Below are 19,537 nucleotides of genomic sequence, written 5' to 3'. Positions count from 1 at the left end.
CCTTGTTTACCTATGATACAATTGTGTATGTTTACTCTAGTAATACATTCCATTGTAGCTAACCTAAATGTAGTAACTGAGTGTGTGTTAGTCTCACAGATGGTCGAGACGCTTAATAAGGGATGACGTCAGTTGCAGCCAGTCTAGTTTGTATCATAAAAATTGAGGTTTTTATATTATGCCTAATAGTCCTTTGAGTGAAGCACCTCGTAACCAACGAGCTGCTGTAATTCGTACTAGTAATGAGTTTGTTTTACTAGAATGGTTAAAGTCAAGTGGTAGGCTCATAGAGCGTGAACCTCAAGAATCCCAGCCTCTGAATGTAGTAGAAGAAATTTCTGATATGATTGACCTTGATGATCTTCCCTATGATCATGATGATGATTCCCAGATGGATTTAGACGATTAACAGATTTTTCATCGGTGTTATGAGAGGGTGAATCGATACCCAGAAAGGTTGAAAAATTCCGTTTAATGCTACACGGGGAACCGGGGGTTAAAAACCCCCGTCTCAAAGCTCAAGTCAGATAAATCTGACTCCAAGATTATGTATCTGATTATCTTGACAAGAGGCGATCGCCATTCTCTATACCCCCCTCCCTTTACAAGGGGAGGGGTTGGGGGTGGGGTCAAACCTCATCCCACCATCTACGCAGGGCGATGGTAAATGCGATGTTAAATGCGATCGCGTAAGCGCCGTTAAATCACCAATTCCTCAAAAAAATTAACCATCACCAAATTCTTGTTGAAAAATAACCTCAATTTGTTTTTGCAGAAGTGGAACTTTATTTTGCACAATGTCCCAAATTGTTTCATTTTCTAGACTGAAATAACTATGAGCTAAAATATCTCTTAAGCCTGCTATTTTCCGCCACTCAACCGTAGGATAACGATTTCTAGTTTCCGTTGGTACTTGCTTAATTGCTTCCCCAATAATTTGCAGATTTCGCAGCACAGCATCAAACCTCAACTCATCTTCAAAAAACTGGTTATAGCTGATACCTTCGGTATAACGCAAAACCTTGTAACAACTGTTCAAAATATCCTCAAAATACAGTCTGACACTACGAGACATAGATGGCCTCTGTTTCAATGACATCTCTAATTTGAGGCTTTAACATCTTCTTGCTAACTAGATCTACGGGACATCCCAAACTATCCTCCAGAAAAAACTTTAAGTCCATATAACAATCAAAGGTCACCTTACCGTCAAACTCCACTAATAAATCAATATCACTTTTAGCCGTGGCCTCATCCCTCGCTACCGAACCAAATAAAGCCAGAGATTTTACACCATAACCCCGAATTTCTGCCCCATGAGCTTTTAAAAAAGCGATTAAATTTTCTCGGTTCATTTTTTTAATCCTCAAGGATTTTTCGCTGATTAGCTCCAATAGATAAAAATATGAGCAACCTAAATCGCCCAAAGGTAGAGAAACCACTTGGCGTTAAACAGTATAGTCAATCATGGTCTGCAAAGCATTTTGTAAGTCTTTGGTTAACTGACTGACAGCTTGACGAGTAGCAGGGCGATCGCCTTGAGATTTTTGCCAGCGTTCAGTAACAGAAATTGGTTCACCGACAGTAATCGTCGCCTTCCTGAAACCTAAACTAGGTCTACCGGGGAGAGTAGACTCCTGAATCCGAGAGAGCAGATCAAACATTAATAAGGCTGTTTCCGCCAACCTTTCGGGGGTTGGTTTTTCCTGAATATAATTAGCAGTGACGGCCACAAAAGTTTCTACTATTCTCATGTGTTGCATTTTCAAATCTGCTTCACAGGCCACCCAGTCTGCTAACCCACGTTGGAAGGGCGGTAAACCATGAATATCTGCTATATCATCCCGGTAGATATAATTCCAACCCGCTTCCTCTAAACGACGACAGCGATCGATAAAATTGCCTTGTGGTGTTACGCCAAAATATTCTTCCGCCACCTGTAAAGCTGTATCCATTAAATGATGTAATCTGCTAATTATCATCTGGTTACGGGTGGTAGATTCATCCACAGAGTTAGTTTTAGGTATATCTCGATGATAGAAACGGCGGTAAAACTCCTCCATCTGGGTAATTAAATACTCAGCCAAACAACAAATACGTTGATAGTAAACTTCTAGCTGGTGATTACTTCCTTGCTCAACTACCCCCAAACCGCTATCAGCTTCTAACTTACTTAACAGCCAATCTAGTCTTGACCAAGGTGGCTGGACGTAGCTATACTGAATAGCTACCGGGACAATAAACACAGTCTGATCACCCTGGGCTTTTTCCAGGTCTTCTACACACCAGAAACCTAATTGGGCTACACCCGGTTCTAAGGGGCTAACAACTCCACTATGACCATTATTACCTCCTTCTGGTGCCACGGCGATGGGCATTTGCCCATGACTAAATAAATCTCGTGCTGTTTGAATAGCTTTTCTATCTAATCGCCGACCACGACGAATGGGGACACCACCAACCCTAGAAAATAACCATCCTAACCAATCCCCAGCCCATATAGTCATACCCCGGTCATAGAGAAAATAGCTATGGAGGGGCGATCGCAGTTGAATATCCTGCTGGCGTGCAACCCGGGGCAAAATGTAGGAAAGTAGATAGAGCATACACAGAGGGTCTTCTACCTCTGGGTGACGAAATGCAATCAAAAAGCGAATTTTCCCAGCCTGGAATTGTTGATAAAGTTTAGCTAAGGTCTCCACATTCTCACCTTCCACTTGCACAATTCCTGCGGGTAACCATGGTCTGGTGCGAAAACGTAGCACAATAGGCAATAACCACCGGAAAATCTGTAGTATAAATGGGTTAAAGTGATGGGGAATGAATTTGAGTGGTGGTTGGGTACAACGAATTGACTTAGGCAAGGTAACCCTCCAGATTATGTAGTTGGTATGTAAAGGATTAAGTAATTTGAATATGATCAATACACCCGAAGATGGGCGAAAGTACGCGCCAGCTACACAAAGGAATCGTGAACCTATTCTAGAGGTACTGTTACAGGTGTTACCCCCAACTGGTACTATTTTAGAAGTCGCTAGTGGTACGGGTGAACACTCTGTATATTTTGCGCCCCGTATTACCCCCCGCCGATGGTTACCTACTGAACAAAATCCCTTATTACGTGCTAGTATTAAGGCTTGGGCTAAAGAATATCCATCAGATAATCTTTACCCACCCTTAGAACTTGATGCTAGTATGGCGAGTTGGACAGTCGAGAAAGATGTTGTACCTGACTTACCCATTGTAGCTATAGTTAATATTAATATGATTCATATTTCGCCCTGGTCAGCCTGTTTGGGATTAATGGCTGGTGCGGGTCGCATTTTGCCCCCAGGGGGAATACTCTATTTATATGGACCGTTTAAACAAAATGGAGAGCATACAGCACCCAGTAACGCCGCTTTTGATGACTCTTTGAGGGCGCAAGACCCAGCTTGGGGGGTGCGTAATTTACAGGATGTGATTGCAGCAGCCAGAGACCAACATTTGAATTTTCAAGCAACTTACCAAATGCCGGCTAACAATCTCTCTGTAATATTTGAACGCTCTTGACCATGGAGATTAGCAGACTCGAACTGCTGACATCCTGCTTGCAAAGCAGGCGCTCTACCAACTGAGCTAAACCCCCATAAACTATCATCAACTATAAACAGCTTTGAGAAACAGCTTTTGCTGATTTAATTAAAAATTATATCATTACCCAATAGATTATGCAAGAAAATATTCAGGTAGTGGCGGCGCTGTATAAGTTTGTCAGCTTACCGGACTTTGCCGAGAAACAAGAACCCCTACTGTCTTACTGCCAATCACAAGGTATCAAGGGGACTATTTTATTAGCAGCAGAGGGCATTAACGGGACTATTGCCGGCTCTCGTCAAGGGGTTGACTCTGTTTTGGCGTTTTTGCGTTCTGACCCCCGTTTAGCAGACTTAGAACACAAAGAGTCATATACTGAAATACAGCCCTTTGAACGGATGAAGGTGCGGTTAAAGGCGGAAATTGTGACTATGGGTTTACCAGAAGTTGACCCAAATCAGCAAGTAGGTACTTATGTTAGTCCCCAAGAATGGAATGATTTGATTTCTGACCCGGAGGTGATTGTCATTGACACCCGTAATGATTATGAGGTGAATATCGGTACTTTTAAAACAGCACAAAATCCCCAAACTAAATCATTCCGAGAGTTCCCGGAATATGTGAGTAACAACCTTGACCCCAATCAACACAAGAAAGTCGCCTTGTTTTGTACAGGGGGGATTCGTTGTGAAAAAGCCTCTGCTTTTATGCTCTCCCAAGGTTTTACCGAGGTCTATCACCTCAAGGGTGGTATTCTCAAGTATTTAGAATCAGTACCAGCAGAGGAAAGTTTGTGGGAGGGTGAATGTTTTGTTTTTGATGAACGGGTTGCGGTTCGTCACGGATTGGAGTTAGGTAGTCATGAGTTATGCTTTTGTTGCGGATATCCTATTTCTGAGCAAGATAAGGCTTCCCCTCAATATGAAGAAGGTATTTCTTGTCCTCACTGCTTTGATAGTCTGACTCCCGAAAAAAGGCTGCGTCAACAGGAGAAGTGGAAACAGTATAGATTACAGCACCTTTTTTCTGCATGAGCCATACCAGGGTGGGCTTTCCTGCCCACAGGAGAAGATTTATAATCTTAATCTGGATGACAAGATTATGACACAAATAATTCAAGCCAAAAATATTGATTTACGCTACTTAATTGATAATTTTGGTATTGAGCTAGTTTTAGATAGACAATTCTTCTGGGAATGGGAAGAGGAATTACCAGAAATTACAGATTTAGAGAAACAACTTTTAGATAAAGTAAAGGCTGGTTATTTGAATCTGCTTAATTATCCTCCCTTGTTAGAAGATGTTGTCAGAATGGCAATTGTAGATCCCATACTTTTTATTGGTGATTTTTACCTATCTCCTTTTTATGTCAAATCAGAAGAGTCTATAGATATTGCCGTACCAGATGAAGATATAATCATCAAGGGTAGACTGGATACTTTAGTTTTAAAAGACCGATTCTGGGTGATGATTATTGAATCAAAAAAAGCTTCATTTTCTATTGAAGAAGGACTTGCACAAATTCTTGCCTATATGTTAGGTAATCCCTATCCTGACCAACCCAGTTTTGGAATGATTGCTACAGGGAGCGAGTTTATTTTTGTGAAGTTAGTCAAAGGAAAACCACCCCGTTATTCTTTATCAAAAGGCTTTTTAATGCGTAACCCTGGGAATGAATTGTATGAAGTATTGCGTATTCTCAAGGGTTTAACTCAATTGGTGACTGTATGATATTTGTGAGTAAATCATCTGTGGGAAGTATATGTCAAGAATCTTCTAGGATTTGCTCTAGTCTGGCTTGAATTTGCCTGTGTCTTTGCACACCTTCAAAGGCATAACGATTATAACCATTACGCTGGATGATTTGTTCTAAATAGCGCATCCGGTCCTCAGATGCGGGGTGCGTACTCAAATAGGCGGGGATAGTTCTTCCTTTTTCCTGTTGCTTGGTAGTGACAAAGAAATTGCGTAAACCATCAGCAGCATAACCCGCGGCGGCTAATACACGAGTACCAACAACATCGGCTTGAGTTTCTTGTTGACGGCTATAATCTAGGATTGCTAAATTAGAGATCAGATTGCCAAAAGGGATAATTTGCCCAACATTTGCCAGGAGATTGGCATTGGTGATGCGTTGAAATCCATGAGATAAAACTGCGTGACCAACTTCGTGTCCTAATAGTCCTGCTAATTCTGCTTCTGAATTGAGGGCCATGATCGCCCCGGTATTGACAAATACTTTACCACCGGGTAGAGCAAAGGCATTGAGAGAATCATCTAAGATGACATTAAATTCATAATCAAAATCATTGCGCCCCATTAAGTTGGCAATGTTATTACCAATGCGGCTAACGTATTCTACAATGGTAGGGTCTTCTATCAAAGTTAATTGCTGCTTATAAACTGCTGCAACCTGCGCCCCCATAGCTGACTCACCTTGGAGGAGCAAAGGAGCCAATTTGACAGCTTGGAGATTGGCATTACCACTTAAAATACCAATTGTAGCACCCACAATACCCTGCAATACCACTTGTTGATTTAGTTGACTACGAAAGCGTTTAAAATTACTTTCAGCAATATTGGTAAATTCCTCAGCTTGGGGATGCTGAGGGTAAATCATGGCAAATTGACGCGCAGTAATAGAGGCTTCTAACCATTGTTCAGCTTCTTGCTGGGCTTTAATCAGGGCTTGATTTAGTTCTGTAGACTGGGGGAAAATACTGACTGCACGCTCTAAAACAGGTAGTATATCTTTCTCATTCCCATATTTTTTCGTGGCTTCTGCATAGAGTGTGTATGCAGGGGTAAATTCTGGGTGTCTTTCCAGAAGCATTTTTAAAGGGACAAAAATTTTACTTGTCAGTCCCTGTTGCATTCCCTCGGTGGCGTTGCGCCAATATACTCTACCAGCGCCGGAAAGTTGCTCTGGGTCAGTAATTGGCTGAGGAAGGGTACTTCTAGATGCTTCCTGAGCAAATGGGGGTTTGACTTGGCGGTAAAGTTTTTCTGCTGCTGCGGTATCTCCGGCTAGGTATAATTGGTCTGCTTTCACCAGAGTTTGGAAGCGTTTGGCTACATTGGGAGTTTGTGCCGAAGAAATGATGGGTATGGCTAGGTGAAGACAGAAGAATAAAACTATACCACAGGCTACCCATAGCAAGCGCATTTTTTTCATGCATTTTTCCCCCAATAATGGTAAACCAACCAAGACAGATGTATTTTAGGCGATCGCACTCGGTTTCTTTTATCTGTTTCTTTTATCTGTGCAACACAGTAATTTCACTATAATATTTTCCCCAAATATTATCCAGGGTTTCTGAAAAATTTTTAACATAAATATAAAAATTTATACTAAAATCACTAAGATAGCGATCGCCCCTCCCATAAACGGCGTTTCCCTTGGGTTGAGATATAGTCAAAGTGTAGTTATTGTTTTGAAGTTATGCTTATAGGGAACAGGGAACAGGGAACACACAAAAAACAATAAAATCTAGTCCCCTCCCCTTACAAGGGGAGGGTTAGGGTGGGGTCAAACAATATTTGATACACTAATCATGACTTGACTCATGACTTGACAAACATCCTTTTAGGCTGAACTAGAAAACTTACCCCTAATTACTTATGACAAAGCCTTTCAAACAGGACTAATTGAAATCATTCCTGATGTAAAGCTTGATCAATAGCGATCGCCTTTAGTGGTGACTAAAGGCAATTCAAAACACGATCAAAACACGATAATTATTTCTTATGGGCTAAAGTTAAACCATCGGCGATGGGAAGTAAACTCAAATTAATCCGCTGGTCTTGGTGTAGTTTTTCATTGAGAGCGCGAATTTTTGTGGTGCGATTGTCTTGGATTTCTGGGTCTGCAACACTACCAGACCAAAGTACATTATCAATCAAAATTAATCCCCCTGGTCTGACTAGTTGGAGCGATCGCTCATAATAAGCGTCATAATTACTTTTGTCAGCATCAATAAAGGCAAAGTCAAAGGTTTCTGCTTCACCTGCTGCTAATAACTGGTCTAATGTCTCTATTGCTGGGGCAATGTGTAAATCAATTTTATCTGCAACCCCAGCTTTTTGCCAATAACGACGGGCGATCGCTGTAAACTCTGCACTCACATCACAGGCTACTACCCGACCATCTGGAGGTAATGCCAAAGACACCACCAGGGAACTATAACCCGTAAATACTCCTATATCTAAGGTCTTTTTTGCACCCATCAATTGCACCAGCAGCGCCATAAACTGCCCTTGTTCGGGTGCAATCTGCATCATTGACATGGGATGCTGGGCTGTTTCTGCCCTCAGTTGGGAGAGGATTTCCGGTTCCCGTAAAGATACGGAGAGTAAATAGTCATATAGTTGTGGTTCTATTCCTAATGTTTTATTTGCCATAATTCAGTGAAACTAACATCCTAATTATTGGTCAATATTAATGGACTTTACGTCTTGAGAGTGAGAAAAACTGATTTGTCTTTCCACCTCAAGAATGATAAATTTCCATATTTTCATAGTTAACTTAAAAGCAGATGAACAGGAGCAATCCTGAGATTCCAAGAGAGTTGTGTACTTGTTTTCAGTGGTCAGATTAAGAGCGTGTGTCAGGTGTGAGGATCACAATGTCAGCTAAACTAGCTTTAGCTGACATCCGGGGTAAAAATCCCTGAACTTGCAAATTGTAAGTTGGGATCTGAAGTATAAATTTAAACCTTGGATCAGTAACTCAATCCAAGGTTTGCTTTTAGAGGTTGTTTGATAAGTCATGATTAGTGTATCAACTATTGTTTCACCCCACCCTAACCCTCCCCTTGTAAGGGTAGGTTTTTAATATGATCTGTGAAGGCAAGACTAGGAAGACAAGGAAGGAAAGTGGACAAGGAAGATTTTATACGGACAATGGTCTTTTAAGGGGCTATTTTTCTTACTAAAAATACAGACTTTGTACTGTTTTTCTCCCTTGTCACCTTGTCCACCTTGTCCACCAAGTCTTGTCCTTGTAAGGGGAGGGGACTGGATTTTATTGTTTTTTGTGCGGTCGGTGAGCGAAGTCGATCGCTTGGCGTTAGCCATACCGTGTTCCCCAATCCTTCCCAATCCTTCCCTGTTCCGGTGTTCCGGTGTTCCCTAATATAAAAATTACCTGTTTAATACTTTCCAAACATCCTCTTAGGAATCTTTGACATACTCACCGGAAGATTATCTTATGCCAGAAGAAATTTTGCAACCACCACAGCAACAAAAACCACCCGGTAAAGAATCGGAAATGAAGCCGCACCCCAAAGCTGATGATCCCCACTATCAAGGTAGTGGCAAGTTACATAATAAGGTGGCATTAATCACCGGTGGAGATAGTGGTATTGGTCGGGCTGTGGCCATAGCCTTTGCCAAAGAAGGTGCAGATGTCGCCATTGTTTACTTAAAGGAACATGAAGATGCCAAAGAAACCAAAAATTTGGTAGAAAAACAAGGGCGACGGGTGCTAGCTATAGCAGGAGATATTACCGATGAAACCTTTTGCCAGCAAGTTGTAGAACAAACTGTTGAGGAATTGGGTAAATTAGATATTCTGATTAATAATGCAGCCGAACAACACCCGCAAAACCACATTGAAGAAATCACTAAACAGCAACTAGAGCGGACTTTTCAAACTAATATTTTCTCGATGTTTTATCTGACTAAAGCAGCAATAAAATACTTGCATCCTGGTAGTGCCATCATCAATACTACATCAGTGACCGCTTATAAAGGTCATCCCCAATTACTTGATTACTCATCTACAAAAGGTGCAATTGTCGCCTTTACTCGTTCTTTGTCACAAAATTTAGTCTCTCAAGGTATTCGGGTGAATGCTGTAGCACCTGGTCCGATTTGGACGCCATTGATTCCTTCAACTTTTCCCCCAGAGCAAGTTGCAAATTTTGGCAAACAAGTACCCATGGGAAGAGCAGGACAACCAGAAGAAGTCGCACCCAGTTATGTATTTTTAGCTTCTGATGACGGTTCTTATATGTCTGGTCAAGTACTACACCCCAATGGCGGCTCTATAGTCAACGGCTAATTACTTGTAAAAAAGAACAACTACAACCTATGATATCCCCAAAACCATTACAAGGTACGGACTTAGTAGATTGTGCGAGAGCAAATGCCAAGCAGGGAATAGAAATTGCTGCTTATCAATGTGGTTATGGCGACGATATTAATAGTTTTGCCCAAGCACTTAGAGAATCTTGCCAGATAATGAATTTAAAGGTGAGGGAACTCAATGAATTAATTACTAATCAAGACAGGATTATAGAATTAGGCACTGGAGAAATTGTCGCCCCCGAAACACCCTCACAACTATAACCCTAAAATTACTCGCGCCAACTTAAAGTAAATCAAAACACCCAGAACATCAACGGCTGTAGTAATAAAGGGTGCTGACATTAAGGCTGGGTCTAAGCGGAAACTGCGGAATAAAAATGGCAGAGCGGAACCTGAGACGGAAGCAATTACAGAAATAGCTACCAAACTGATACCTACAGTCAATGCTACCTCTAGGCGGTCTTGCAAAAAATAAGCCCACACTGTGGCGATGCTACCTAGCATTAATCCTAAAAACGCCCCAGCGATCGCTTCTCTGCCAATTACCTGCGATACTTTCAGGGATCTAATCTCATCAGTACTCATACCGCGAATTACCACTGTAGAAGATTGAGCGCCCACATTACCACCAGTACCTGTGAGCAGAGGCATAAAGGCTGTGAGTATGACTACTTGTTGTAGGATATCTTCTTGGGACTTAATAATTGTGCCGGTGATAGTGTTAGTAATCAGTAAGATAAACAACCAGACTACCCGCTTGCGGGCAACCTGTAGTAAACTCATTTGAAAATAGTTGTCACCATCGGACTGCACACCACCCCCCAAGGCGTAGATATCCTCAGTAGTCTCCTCTTCCAGAATATCAATCACATCATCAACAGTGATAATACCTACTAGACACTGTTCTTTATCCACCACAGGTAGAGCTAAAAAGTCATATCTTTGAATTAATCTAGCGACTTCTTCCTGGTCTGTATCAGTGTAAACAAACACAACTTCACGGGTCATAATTTCCCCAATGGTTTGCTCTAGCTGAGATACTACCAACTCTCGTAAAGAAACAATACCCGTTAAACGCCTGACGCTATCGGTAACGTAAAGATAGTAAATGATTTCACTCAGATGAGCTTGACGGCGAATGCGTTCTATGGCTTCAGATACGGTGAGATGTTCTTTGATATGAATTAACTCTGGGGTCATGATCCGCCCAGCTGTACCCGCCTCATAACCTAAGAGTTGGGCTGTAGCTTGACGTTCTGCTGGGCTGAGTTGTTCTAGCAAGCGGTTGACAACTTTGGCTGGTAATTCGTCAAATAACCGGGCCCGGTCATCCGGGGACATTTTATCTACAATGTCACAGACATCTTGGCTTTTGAGTTCCTCAATTAAATGTTGTTGAACACTATAATCGAGATATTCATACACCTCGATCGCCTCAGTTTTAGGTAGCAAGCGAAAAACCAAAGCTTGCATGGCTTCTGGTAACCCTTCAATGGCCTGAGCAATATCCGCAGGTTGCACAGGTGTGAGAATAGATTTTGCTGCTTGTAAGTCCCCTAATTCTAGGAATATTCGGAGTTCCTTTCCCACCAGGTCTTGCAATTCGCTACGGGTGACATTTGGAGTGGTGAAGTTGAAATTATTTGTTTCAGTCAAAATCTACTTTCCTCATGCAGTTGCAACAGGTTTACTACTTTTAGTTTAGGGGAATAATCAGTTTTATTGACACAAATTTGACTCACTCACCCTCTGCTACATCGCCGGTTATTTATTAATCTGATCATTGCTAATTTCTGCTATGATCAGACTTTCCCTCAGAGTTTTTTGGGCAATTTTTGTGAGATATACTGTTATAGCAATAGTGGCAATTAACCCAATTATCTGCATGAGCCATTGCCAGATTTCCGCTTCTGGATGACTGGGCTGATTAGGTGTATTGAGCATGGCTAAATCACCGACTAATGAACCTATATAAACGTACATAACTGTACCGGGAATGATGCCCAAGGAACCTAAGATATAGTCTTTTAGAGAAACTTGTGTAACTCCAAAGGCGTAATTTAACAAGTTGAATGGAAAGATGGGAGATAACCGCGTCAGTAAGACAATTTTCCATCCCTCTTTAGCAACTGCTAAATTAATTGCTTTAAATTTAGGATATTTATCAATCTGTCCTTCAACCCAATCACGGCATAAATAGCGTCCAAGAATAAAAGCTAAAATTGCTCCGATCACTGCAGCAATTAAGACATATACAGAACCCCAAAACAGACCGAATAAGCAACCACCTTTTACAGTTAAGAGAGAACCAGGTATAAATAGTATAGTTGCTAGGTTGTAAATTATAATATAGGCTGTGGGGGCTAAAATACCCAGATTTTGCACCCATGAGATGGCATAGTTGAAAACCTGTTTAACTGGCAAATATTGGGCAGCAATAATTAGGGTAGCAACTAGGAAACTAATTATTAATAATTTCAATCTTCTATTTAATTGGGTTTTTGTATCCATAAAATATTTCTTTAATCCTCAGAGGATGTTTGATAAGTTTTTAACAGGTAATTTTTATCTTAGGGAACACCGGAACACCGGAACACCGGAACAGGGAATGGGGAATAGGGAATGGGGGACACACCGAAACAATAAAATCAAGTCCCCTCCCCTTACAAGGGGAGGGTTAGGGTGGGGTCAAGCAATAGTTGATACACTAATCATGACTTGACAAACATCCTCTCAAGGGAACACCGGAACACACTGAACAGGGAACAGGGAACACCAAAGAACAGGGAACACCAAAGAAAAAGGGAAGCAATAAAATCAAGTCCCTTTCTCTTCACAGGGGCATGGTGAGGGTGGGGTAAAACAATATTTGATACATTAATCATAACTTTTAAAACATCCTCTCAGTTACTAAAACACTCAGGGAATTTAATAACAGATGAATGGTATACTATGGCTAACTGTGAATTGATTAAACGCCAATAAATGCTACATCAAAATGTTTAATTTTGGGCTATATTGTGTTTAAGTGTTATTAGTATAGGATATTTATCAGGTTTTTATCGCCGATACCAACTGCGAATGCGTTGGGGTGATACCCCCAGAAGGTAAGCAGTAATTACTATTTGATTCAAAATGGTAGTGTAAAATACTCCTTTTTGCAACCATCTCCGCGCAGAAGTAATAACTGGTACAGGGATGATGATAATTTTGCCGATGCTTTTTAAACGTCGTATGAGTTCAAAATCTTCCATAATCGGTAAATCTGGAAAATTACCAACTTTATTGAATACTTCTGATGTTAAAAATATCGCCTGATCACCATAGGGCATTTGACAAAAACGCGATCGCCAATTGACTCCGGTTTCTACCCATCTCAAACTCCACAGGGAAGCATTAATCTGTAAAGCAAAGGCTCCCGCCACGATTTGCGGTTGCTGTAGAGCATTACGAATCATATGATCAAAACCAGGGGGTAAGCGTGTATCGGCGTGGAGAAACAACAGGATATCCCCACTTGCAGCCATAGCACCTGTATTCATTTGAGTAGCACGACCGGGAGCACAGGTGATGACTTTGACATTTAACGACTCAGCAATACTCACAGTCTCATCCTGTGAGCCGCCATCTACCACAATTAACTCTACATTGCTGCTGGGTTGAGTACAGGCGATCGCACCCCGAATATTTCCCTGCTCATTATAGGTGGGGATGATAATTGAAATTTTGTTAGACACTGCTTTTGTCAAGTCTCACCGGGAGTGATTGGAGACACAGGAATATTTATTAATTTAAATACCCCCTTCCCTGTATGAAAGGAAGAGGGTCGAGATGATCTACCGAGTTAGGAATGAAGAATTATGTTAATATCCGCCTTCTTCTTCATATTCTGGCTGTCTTTCTTTGATTTTCTTAGGAATATTTACCGGCTTTGGTGCATCCTCCCAAGCATCCCCTTCTATATCATCATAATCCTCGTACTCATTGGTGTAAGCCTGAGTTTCATATCTGGGTTGAGGTGGCTGTTGATATCTATCCCTGGGAGTAACTTCACTCCAGTTATCTTCCTCGTCTTGTTCGTATTGAATAGATTCGTACTGTTGCGCCCGCATGACTTGACGCTGGGGAATTTCTTCTTCCACATAGTCTTGAGTCCATTCCTCCTCTTCCACAGGTTCAGGAGCGCGAACTTTAGTTTTAGGTGGTTGTAATGGTACTCCACTAGGTAGCTGATTCGCTGGTGAAACCGCACGGGGAACATAGCCATATTCCTCTTCTGCTTCTCTTTCCCAGGGTGCTTTACCAATACCTAAGCGTTCTAGCACGCCCACGGTTAACTGGTTAACCCGTTCTTCGGCCCCCTCAAATACAATCAACCTGCTCGGACCAGTGCTAACGACTTCATCCATCGATAACTCATAGGTGCTGAGAAATTGATCAGGAATTTGGGGTACTCCTAAAGAGGCGATGACTATAGACAGGATCTGACCAGTTTCGCCATTGAACTTGAACCCCCGCACTCTCCCTAATACTTCACCTGTTTCTGTGATTACTTCCCAGTTAATCAGGTTGCTTAAACTCTCAATCTCAATATCTTCGATCGCGTCTTCGTTATCAACTAGAATTACATCACCAATTTGGTTGATGGTGTTGAGGTACATATAGCGTGGCAGACCCGAAATAGAGATCAGGCTGTCTCGCAAACCAAGAGCCACAACCTCTCTTTGATCAATATCAACCCAAAGTTGATTGACGATACCGAGCCGTTTGCCGTTATCGCGAGTAATCACCTGGGTGTTTAATATGTCGGAACGCCTAATTATCTGTTCAGAGGTCATTCTATACCGAGTCCTGATCTCGAATCCGGTTTATCTATACACTATTATTAACAAAATCTCAAGCAGATGCATTGGATGATTTTAATTTAATCCCCAATACTTGAGTGTAAGCTCCTCGTGCTTGAGTAACGCCAATAGTCCGTTCGGCCGATTCTATCATCGGACGGCGTAAACTCACAACTATAAATTGGGCTTGTTGGGCTTGTTGTTTGATCATTTTAGCTAATCGCTCTACGTTAGCCCCATCTAAAAACATATCTACCTCGTCAAAAGCATAAAATGGGGAGGGGCGGTAACGTTGTAGAGCAAAGATAAAACTTAAGGCTGTGAGGGATTTTTCCCCCCCGGACATGGAAGCTAGGCGCTGTACTGGTTTACCTTTGGGGTGGGCGACTAAATTTAGCCCACTGTTAAAAATATCTTCGGGATCTTCTAGTTGCAAATAGCCGTCACCTTCGGAAAGAACCGCAAAAATAGATTGAAAGTTGGTGTTGACCGCATCAAAGGCTTCTTTAAATGCTAGCTGTCGCAATGTGGTAAAGTTCTCAATCCGTAGGAGTAATTCCGTACGTTCTGCTTCTAGGGTCTGTAGTTTTTCCGTGAGTTCTTCCAGGCGGTTCTGGGTGCGTTCGTATTCTTCTAAAGCCAACATATTCACCGGTTCCATAGCCTGTAACCGTTTGCTTAGGCTGCGCAGTTCTTTTTGCAATTCCTCTAAATCTACCTGGTCTGGTACTTCTGGTAAGGGATTGGGCAATTCTGCGCCGGTTTCTCGTAATTGGTTTTGCAGTGCTTTTAACTCTTCGAGCCGTTTGTGTTGGGTTTCTTGGAGTTTCTCAATTTCCCATTGCAGTTGTTGTTGATGTAAAAGTTGCGATCGCAATTCTTGTTCTATTGTGTCCCGTTTTTGTTTCTCTAACCCTAAATTTTCGCTCATTTGCTGCAAATTAGCCTGGTTTTGATTAATTTCACTGCTGAGGCTAACTGATTGACTATTCAGGGAATTTAGTTGATTTTCTTGGCTGGTTTGTTGTTGCTGATATTGCTGGATTTTAGCTTCAGCTTCTTGGATGCGTTCTTGCGATCGCTGTTGTTGAGTTTGACAATTTTTTAATTTTTCTTCCGCTTCCCTTAATTCTCTCTCTTTTTGTTGTAATTGTTGCTCTTGGTTTTTAATAGTTACTTGTATTTCTTGCCATTCTCTGGGGGTTTGAGATGCTTCTAACTCCCCTAATTCTTGTCGCAATTGTTGTAACTCATTTTCTTTTATTGGTAATTCCCGATCTAACACTGATAAACGGGATTGGGCGAGGCTGATTTTTTCGGTATTTTGGGTCAGTTGCGATCGCGTCCCATGCAATTGCTCTGTTAAATTCTTGACTTCTTTTTGCAGTTGTTCCCATTGTAACTGCTGTTCTCGCCGGGTTTGTTTTGCCTCTGCGAGTTCCTGGGTATATTGTTTAGTTTGAGCCGATAAAGTAGTTATAGACTCAGTACAACGTAATAAAATTCGCTCAATATCTACCAAGCGACCCTTTAAAGCCATAGCTTCCTCAGATTCGGCTGATTCGGTTTTCCCAAACCGCAATACAGAACGCTGACTACTGCTCCCCCCAGTCATAGCGCCGCTAGTTTCCAACAATTCCCCATCTAAGGTGACAATCCGATACAGACCCATATTTTGCCTGGCTGCTTGGATACTTGTAAAAACTACAGTATTACCGAACACATAACTAAACACATCTTGATAACGGCGATCGCATTCAATTAAATTCACCGCATAATTGACAAAACCGTGGGCATAACGCAAGGTAGCATCCTGAGTAAATTTACTAGGCTTAACCTTATTTAAAGGTAAAAAAGTTGCCCTACCTGCCCGTTTTTGCTTGAGTAATTCAATTCCCGCAGCGGCTACGCTGTCATCTTCTACGACAATATGACCCAAACGCCCACCAGCGGCAATTTCCAAAGCTAACTGATAGCGGGGGTCTACCTTACCCAACTGTACCACCAAACCGCACAACCCGGGCAGTCCCGACTGTAAAATTACCTTACTGGCTTGGGTTCCCTGTACCTCCTGTTGGGCTTGGGCTTGGGCTTCAATTTTATCTAACTGGCGTTGTTTTTCCCGTTGTTCTTGTAAAAGTCGCTTTTGGGTTTCCTGTTGGATTTGTAACTCCTGTTCTGTAGCTGCGAGAGTTGCGGCTAAATTGGCTATGGGTTCACCCCCTCCCTGAAACTCCATTTCCCAGCGACTACATTCAGCTTGTTTACCACTTAACTCCGGTTCCCAACTATTAACCAGCTGAGTTTGTTCAGTAATTAGCTGCTGTAACTGCTCATAGCGTTCTCTGAGTTGTGCTTGTTCAGTGCGTTGGGGTTCCAGGATTTGCAGTAAAGATTCAATTTGACGATTAAAAGCTGTTTGTTGCTGTACCCAAGCTTCCGAAGCTGAAGCGATCGCCGCTGCTGCTGACCTGGAAGCATCTAAAACCCCTTGGGCTTGATCTCGTGCTTCCACACAACCCAGAATAGATTCTCTGGCTAAAACCTCAGTTTGGGCTAAACTTGTTAATGACTGCTGATATTGTGCCACATCCTGCTGAGTTTGGCTCAATTCTTGGGTTGTTTGCCTTATGGCTGCGGTTAATTCCTGTTGTCGGCGCTGGAGTTGTTTAAATTCCGCCTCTTGGGTGGCTAAAGTAGTTTGGAGCGCCAAGAGTTCCTCCTCACCCAAAGCTTTGACATAAGCATTGAGTTGTTCTAGTTCCTCCGTCTGGAGAGTAATGGCAGAATTGAGGTTATTTAACTGAGTAGTAAATTCAATATAACTGCGATCGCCCCCTTGGATTTGCGCCACCAACTTTTCTTGCTGTGCTTGAAGAGAGCGCCAAGATAAAACCGCCTCCCAGGACTGCTTACACTGAAACTCACTGCGGAGTACTTGATACTTTTGCGCCTTAGCACGGGCTTGAGATAGGCGATCGCACTGTATAGTTAACTCAGTCTGAATAATCCGACAACTATCTTCCTTGTCCTTCACCTCATCCAGAGTTTTCTTAGCTTGGACAATTTTACGGTCAAAAGCCGCCACCCCGGCCAACTCATCAATAATTTCTCGACGTTCCCTAGCATTCATAGAAATAATACTAGTAACATCTCCTTGTAACACCACATTGTAACCCTCTGGATAAATCCGCAGGTTATTCAACTCCTCATGTAACTCCGTCAGAGTACAAGGCTCACCATTAATATAATAGTTAGAGGTATAACTACCCTGCTGACTTACCCGCAACCTGCGGGTTACACTCCACTCAGTTACAGCACCCTCCCCAATCTGGGTTTGTGTCCCCGATACATCCCCCGACAAATCAAAGGTTACCGTCACACTGGCCTCAATTCCAGCGCGTCCTTTAGGCTTTTGAGCATTATTCACCAAATCCGGTAACCTATCCGCTCGCATTCCCTTAGAACTAGAAAGCCCTAAACAAAACAGCAACGCATCCAGGATATTAGATTTCCCCGAACCATTCGGCCCAGAAATGACCGTAAAACCCGGTAGTAGAGGAACCGAGGTAGTACCACCGAAGGATTTAAAGTTAGTGAGTTCCACGCGCTTGACGTGTACCATAGATGCTGCTTAACTGGGCTAATGTAGCATAAGTGTATCAATTAATTAAGATTTGGCAATAGGGATAAGACCATCTTTTAGCATCCTCTAGGGGAGAACTAGATTTAGGTTAAGTATGAGTTGACATTAAGCTGTTTCAGAATGAAATATCATCCTTCAGACTTCAGATATTTAATTTTATCCATAGCAGTTTGATAGTCTTTTGTTTTTCCTTGTCTTTGTCTTTTATATATAGGACTTAGGCAAAATTGGACTAAAAACCTAGTTCTGATGTACGGACAGCAGTCACAAAATCATCAATTGCACCCTGCTCGTCTCCTAACTCAGAGCGAGCATTCCCCCGGTTGTTGTAAGCATAAGCAAAATTAGGGTCAATCTTAATAGCTTGGGTATAGTCATCAATTGCACCCTGCTTGTCTCCTAAGTCAGAGCGAGCTTTCCCCCGGTTCAAGTAAGCTTGAGCAAGATTAGGGTCAATCTGAATAGCTTGAGTAAAGTCATCAATTGCACCCTGGTTGTCCCATAAGTTAGAGCGTTCTAACCCCCGGTTGAAGTAAAATTGAGCATTTGGGGAAACTGTCAAACTTTCTAAATAGCCCCGTAAACCCCCACAATAGAGCAACTCATTGATTTTTACCCTGGCTTTCCCCCCAGTCACGGTGGTCATATCAGTGGGTAAAAACCCTGCTAGGACTAAATGATATTGATTTTGTGCCTCATTGACTTCCTCTTGAATTAAAATACAAACCAAAACAGCATTTTTGTTAATTTCTTTTTGACTAATTGACCATTCAAGATCAAATTTACCCTGACGAGCTTTTACCTGAATACCAATAGATGAATCAGCAGCTAGGGTAAAGTCTACACTACCATCACCACCCTGATATTGTTCATAGTCAACATCCGTGAGCAGATCACCTAAACGGGTTTTAACTACCTCCTCCCCTAGCTTTCCCTTCAGGTTGTTAACAAACACATCCTCACTCTTAGAGTTACTACGTTTATATTTATCAACCATGCGCCAGCAAAACCGCCGTAATTGCTGTAACGAATCACCGGTGATCACGGTTAACTCGCTGTGCTTTCCTGGTTGGTCACACCGGAATAAATCACCGGATTCCATTCGGTTGATGAAGTCGGTCTGTTGCGCTTGTAATATAGTTTTCCAGTCCATTAGTAAAAATTCGCCTTTATCGAGAACTAGAAAGCCCTAAACAAAACAGCAACCCATCCAGAATATGAGATTTCCCCGAACCATTCCGCCCAGAAATGACGGTAAACCCCGGTAGTAGAGGAACCGAGGTAGTACCACCGCAGGATTTAAAGTTAGTGAGTTCCGCGCGCTTGACGTGTACCATAGATGCTGCTTATCTGGTCTAGTCTAGCACAAGTGTATCAATTA

At 42.1% G+C, this 19,537-nt stretch carries 17 protein-coding genes, 1 tRNA gene and 1 pseudogene; 6 read left to right on the top strand and 13 right to left on the bottom strand.

The annotated features are described in order from the left end of the window. Positions 1–178 precede the first annotated feature (178 nt). Positions 179–409: a DUF3134 domain-containing protein gene (locus IM676_RS05215; RefSeq protein ID WP_200989236.1), complete on the top strand. Its 231-nt coding sequence runs from the start codon at positions 179–181 to the stop codon at positions 407–409. A gap of 315 nt (positions 410–724) precedes the next feature. On the opposite strand, the gene IM676_RS05210 is transcribed toward IM676_RS05215, so the two are convergent. The 3 genes from IM676_RS05210 to IM676_RS05200 all read right to left on the bottom strand — a co-directional run bounded on the left by IM676_RS05210 (position 725) and on the right by IM676_RS05200 (position 2,864). Then, the gene (locus tag IM676_RS05210; RefSeq protein ID WP_200989235.1) at positions 725–1,075 is read right to left on the bottom strand and encodes a HepT-like ribonuclease domain-containing protein; all 351 of its coding nucleotides are present in this window, start codon (positions 1,073–1,075) and stop codon (positions 725–727) included. Beyond that, positions 1,065–1,355, bottom strand: a complete 291-nt coding sequence (locus tag IM676_RS05205) for a nucleotidyltransferase family protein (RefSeq protein WP_200989234.1) — start codon at positions 1,353–1,355, stop codon at positions 1,065–1,067. The genes IM676_RS05210 and IM676_RS05205 overlap by 11 nt, the downstream gene beginning before the upstream one ends. A gap of 93 nt (positions 1,356–1,448) precedes the next feature. Further along, the gene (locus IM676_RS05200; protein ID WP_200989233.1) at positions 1,449–2,864 is read right to left on the bottom strand and encodes a lysophospholipid acyltransferase family protein; all 1,416 of its coding nucleotides are present in this window, start codon (positions 2,862–2,864) and stop codon (positions 1,449–1,451) included. Positions 2,865–2,919: 55 nt separating this feature from the next. Here IM676_RS05200 and IM676_RS05195 point away from each other — a divergent pair, with 55 nt between their 5' ends. Next, complete coding sequence (locus IM676_RS05195) at positions 2,920–3,552, top strand: DUF938 domain-containing protein (protein ID WP_200990089.1); 633 nt, start codon at positions 2,920–2,922, stop codon at positions 3,550–3,552. Between the two features lie 3 nt (positions 3,553–3,555). On the opposite strand, the gene IM676_RS05190 is transcribed toward IM676_RS05195, so the two are convergent. Next, positions 3,556–3,628, bottom strand: a tRNA-Ala gene (locus tag IM676_RS05190). Positions 3,629–3,707: 79 nt separating this feature from the next. Between IM676_RS05190 and trhO the strand changes: the two genes are divergently transcribed. Continuing rightward, positions 3,708–4,610, top strand: a complete 903-nt coding sequence (gene trhO, locus IM676_RS05185; protein ID WP_200990088.1) for an oxygen-dependent tRNA uridine(34) hydroxylase TrhO — start codon at positions 3,708–3,710, stop codon at positions 4,608–4,610. Positions 4,611–4,677: 67 nt separating this feature from the next. Then, a complete protein-coding gene (locus tag IM676_RS05180) occupies positions 4,678–5,307 on the top strand; it encodes a restriction endonuclease subunit R (protein WP_200989232.1) in 630 nt (209 codons plus the stop codon). A 34-nt stretch (positions 5,308–5,341) separates the two neighbouring features. On the opposite strand, the gene IM676_RS05175 is transcribed toward IM676_RS05180, so the two are convergent. Both IM676_RS05175 and IM676_RS05170 read right to left on the bottom strand, forming a co-directional pair. Then, complete coding sequence (locus IM676_RS05175; protein WP_200989231.1) at positions 5,342–6,751, bottom strand: M48 family metalloprotease; 1,410 nt, start codon at positions 6,749–6,751, stop codon at positions 5,342–5,344. Between the two features lie 563 nt (positions 6,752–7,314). Continuing rightward, on the bottom strand, positions 7,315–7,977 hold the full coding sequence (locus IM676_RS05170; protein WP_200989230.1) for a class I SAM-dependent methyltransferase: 663 nt from the start codon (positions 7,975–7,977) through the stop codon (positions 7,315–7,317). An 808-nt stretch (positions 7,978–8,785) separates the two neighbouring features. Between IM676_RS05170 and IM676_RS05165 the strand changes: the two genes are divergently transcribed. Together IM676_RS05165 and IM676_RS05160 are read left to right on the top strand one after the other, a co-directional pair. Then, on the top strand, positions 8,786–9,640 hold the full coding sequence (locus tag IM676_RS05165; RefSeq protein ID WP_200989229.1) for an SDR family oxidoreductase: 855 nt from the start codon (positions 8,786–8,788) through the stop codon (positions 9,638–9,640). A 29-nt stretch (positions 9,641–9,669) separates the two neighbouring features. Next, a complete protein-coding gene (locus tag IM676_RS05160; protein WP_200989228.1) occupies positions 9,670–9,927 on the top strand; it encodes a hypothetical protein in 258 nt (85 codons plus the stop codon). Here the strand turns inward: IM676_RS05160 and mgtE are convergent. The 7 genes and pseudogenes from mgtE to IM676_RS05125 form a co-directional block, all read right to left on the bottom strand. Next, the gene (gene mgtE, locus IM676_RS05155; protein WP_200989227.1) at positions 9,922–11,322 is read right to left on the bottom strand and encodes a magnesium transporter; all 1,401 of its coding nucleotides are present in this window, start codon (positions 11,320–11,322) and stop codon (positions 9,922–9,924) included. The genes IM676_RS05160 and mgtE overlap by 6 nt on opposite strands. Before the next feature lie 108 nt (positions 11,323–11,430). After that, positions 11,431–12,177: a TVP38/TMEM64 family protein gene (locus IM676_RS05150; protein ID WP_200989226.1), complete on the bottom strand. Its 747-nt coding sequence runs from the start codon at positions 12,175–12,177 to the stop codon at positions 11,431–11,433. A 548-nt stretch (positions 12,178–12,725) separates the two neighbouring features. Then, positions 12,726–13,403, bottom strand: coding sequence for a TIGR04283 family arsenosugar biosynthesis glycosyltransferase (locus tag IM676_RS05145; protein ID WP_225880455.1), 678 nt, complete (start codon positions 13,401–13,403; stop codon positions 12,726–12,728). Positions 13,404–13,529: 126 nt separating this feature from the next. Next, positions 13,530–14,504, bottom strand: coding sequence for a PRC-barrel domain-containing protein (locus IM676_RS05140; protein WP_200989224.1), 975 nt, complete (start codon positions 14,502–14,504; stop codon positions 13,530–13,532). 58 nt (positions 14,505–14,562) lie between these two features. Beyond that, a complete protein-coding gene (gene smc / locus IM676_RS05135) occupies positions 14,563–18,135 on the bottom strand; it encodes a chromosome segregation protein SMC (protein WP_200989223.1) in 3,573 nt (1,190 codons plus the stop codon). 253 nt (positions 18,136–18,388) lie between these two features. Beyond that, positions 18,389–19,309 (bottom strand): tetratricopeptide repeat protein, encoded by a 921-nt coding sequence (locus IM676_RS05130; protein ID WP_200989222.1) that lies wholly within the window; start codon positions 19,307–19,309, stop codon positions 18,389–18,391. Between the two features lie 19 nt (positions 19,310–19,328). Then, a pseudogene (locus IM676_RS05125) lies at positions 19,329–19,493 on the bottom strand (AAA family ATPase); the annotation flags it as partial. Positions 19,494–19,537: the final 44 nt, after the last annotated feature.

The organism is Anabaenopsis elenkinii CCIBt3563, from assembly GCF_015245355.1.
Lineage (GTDB): Bacteria > Cyanobacteriota > Cyanobacteriia > Cyanobacteriales > Nostocaceae > Anabaenopsis > Anabaenopsis elenkinii.
Note: the sequence above shows the minus strand (reverse complement) of the source record. Positions and strands in the feature narration are given on the sequence as shown.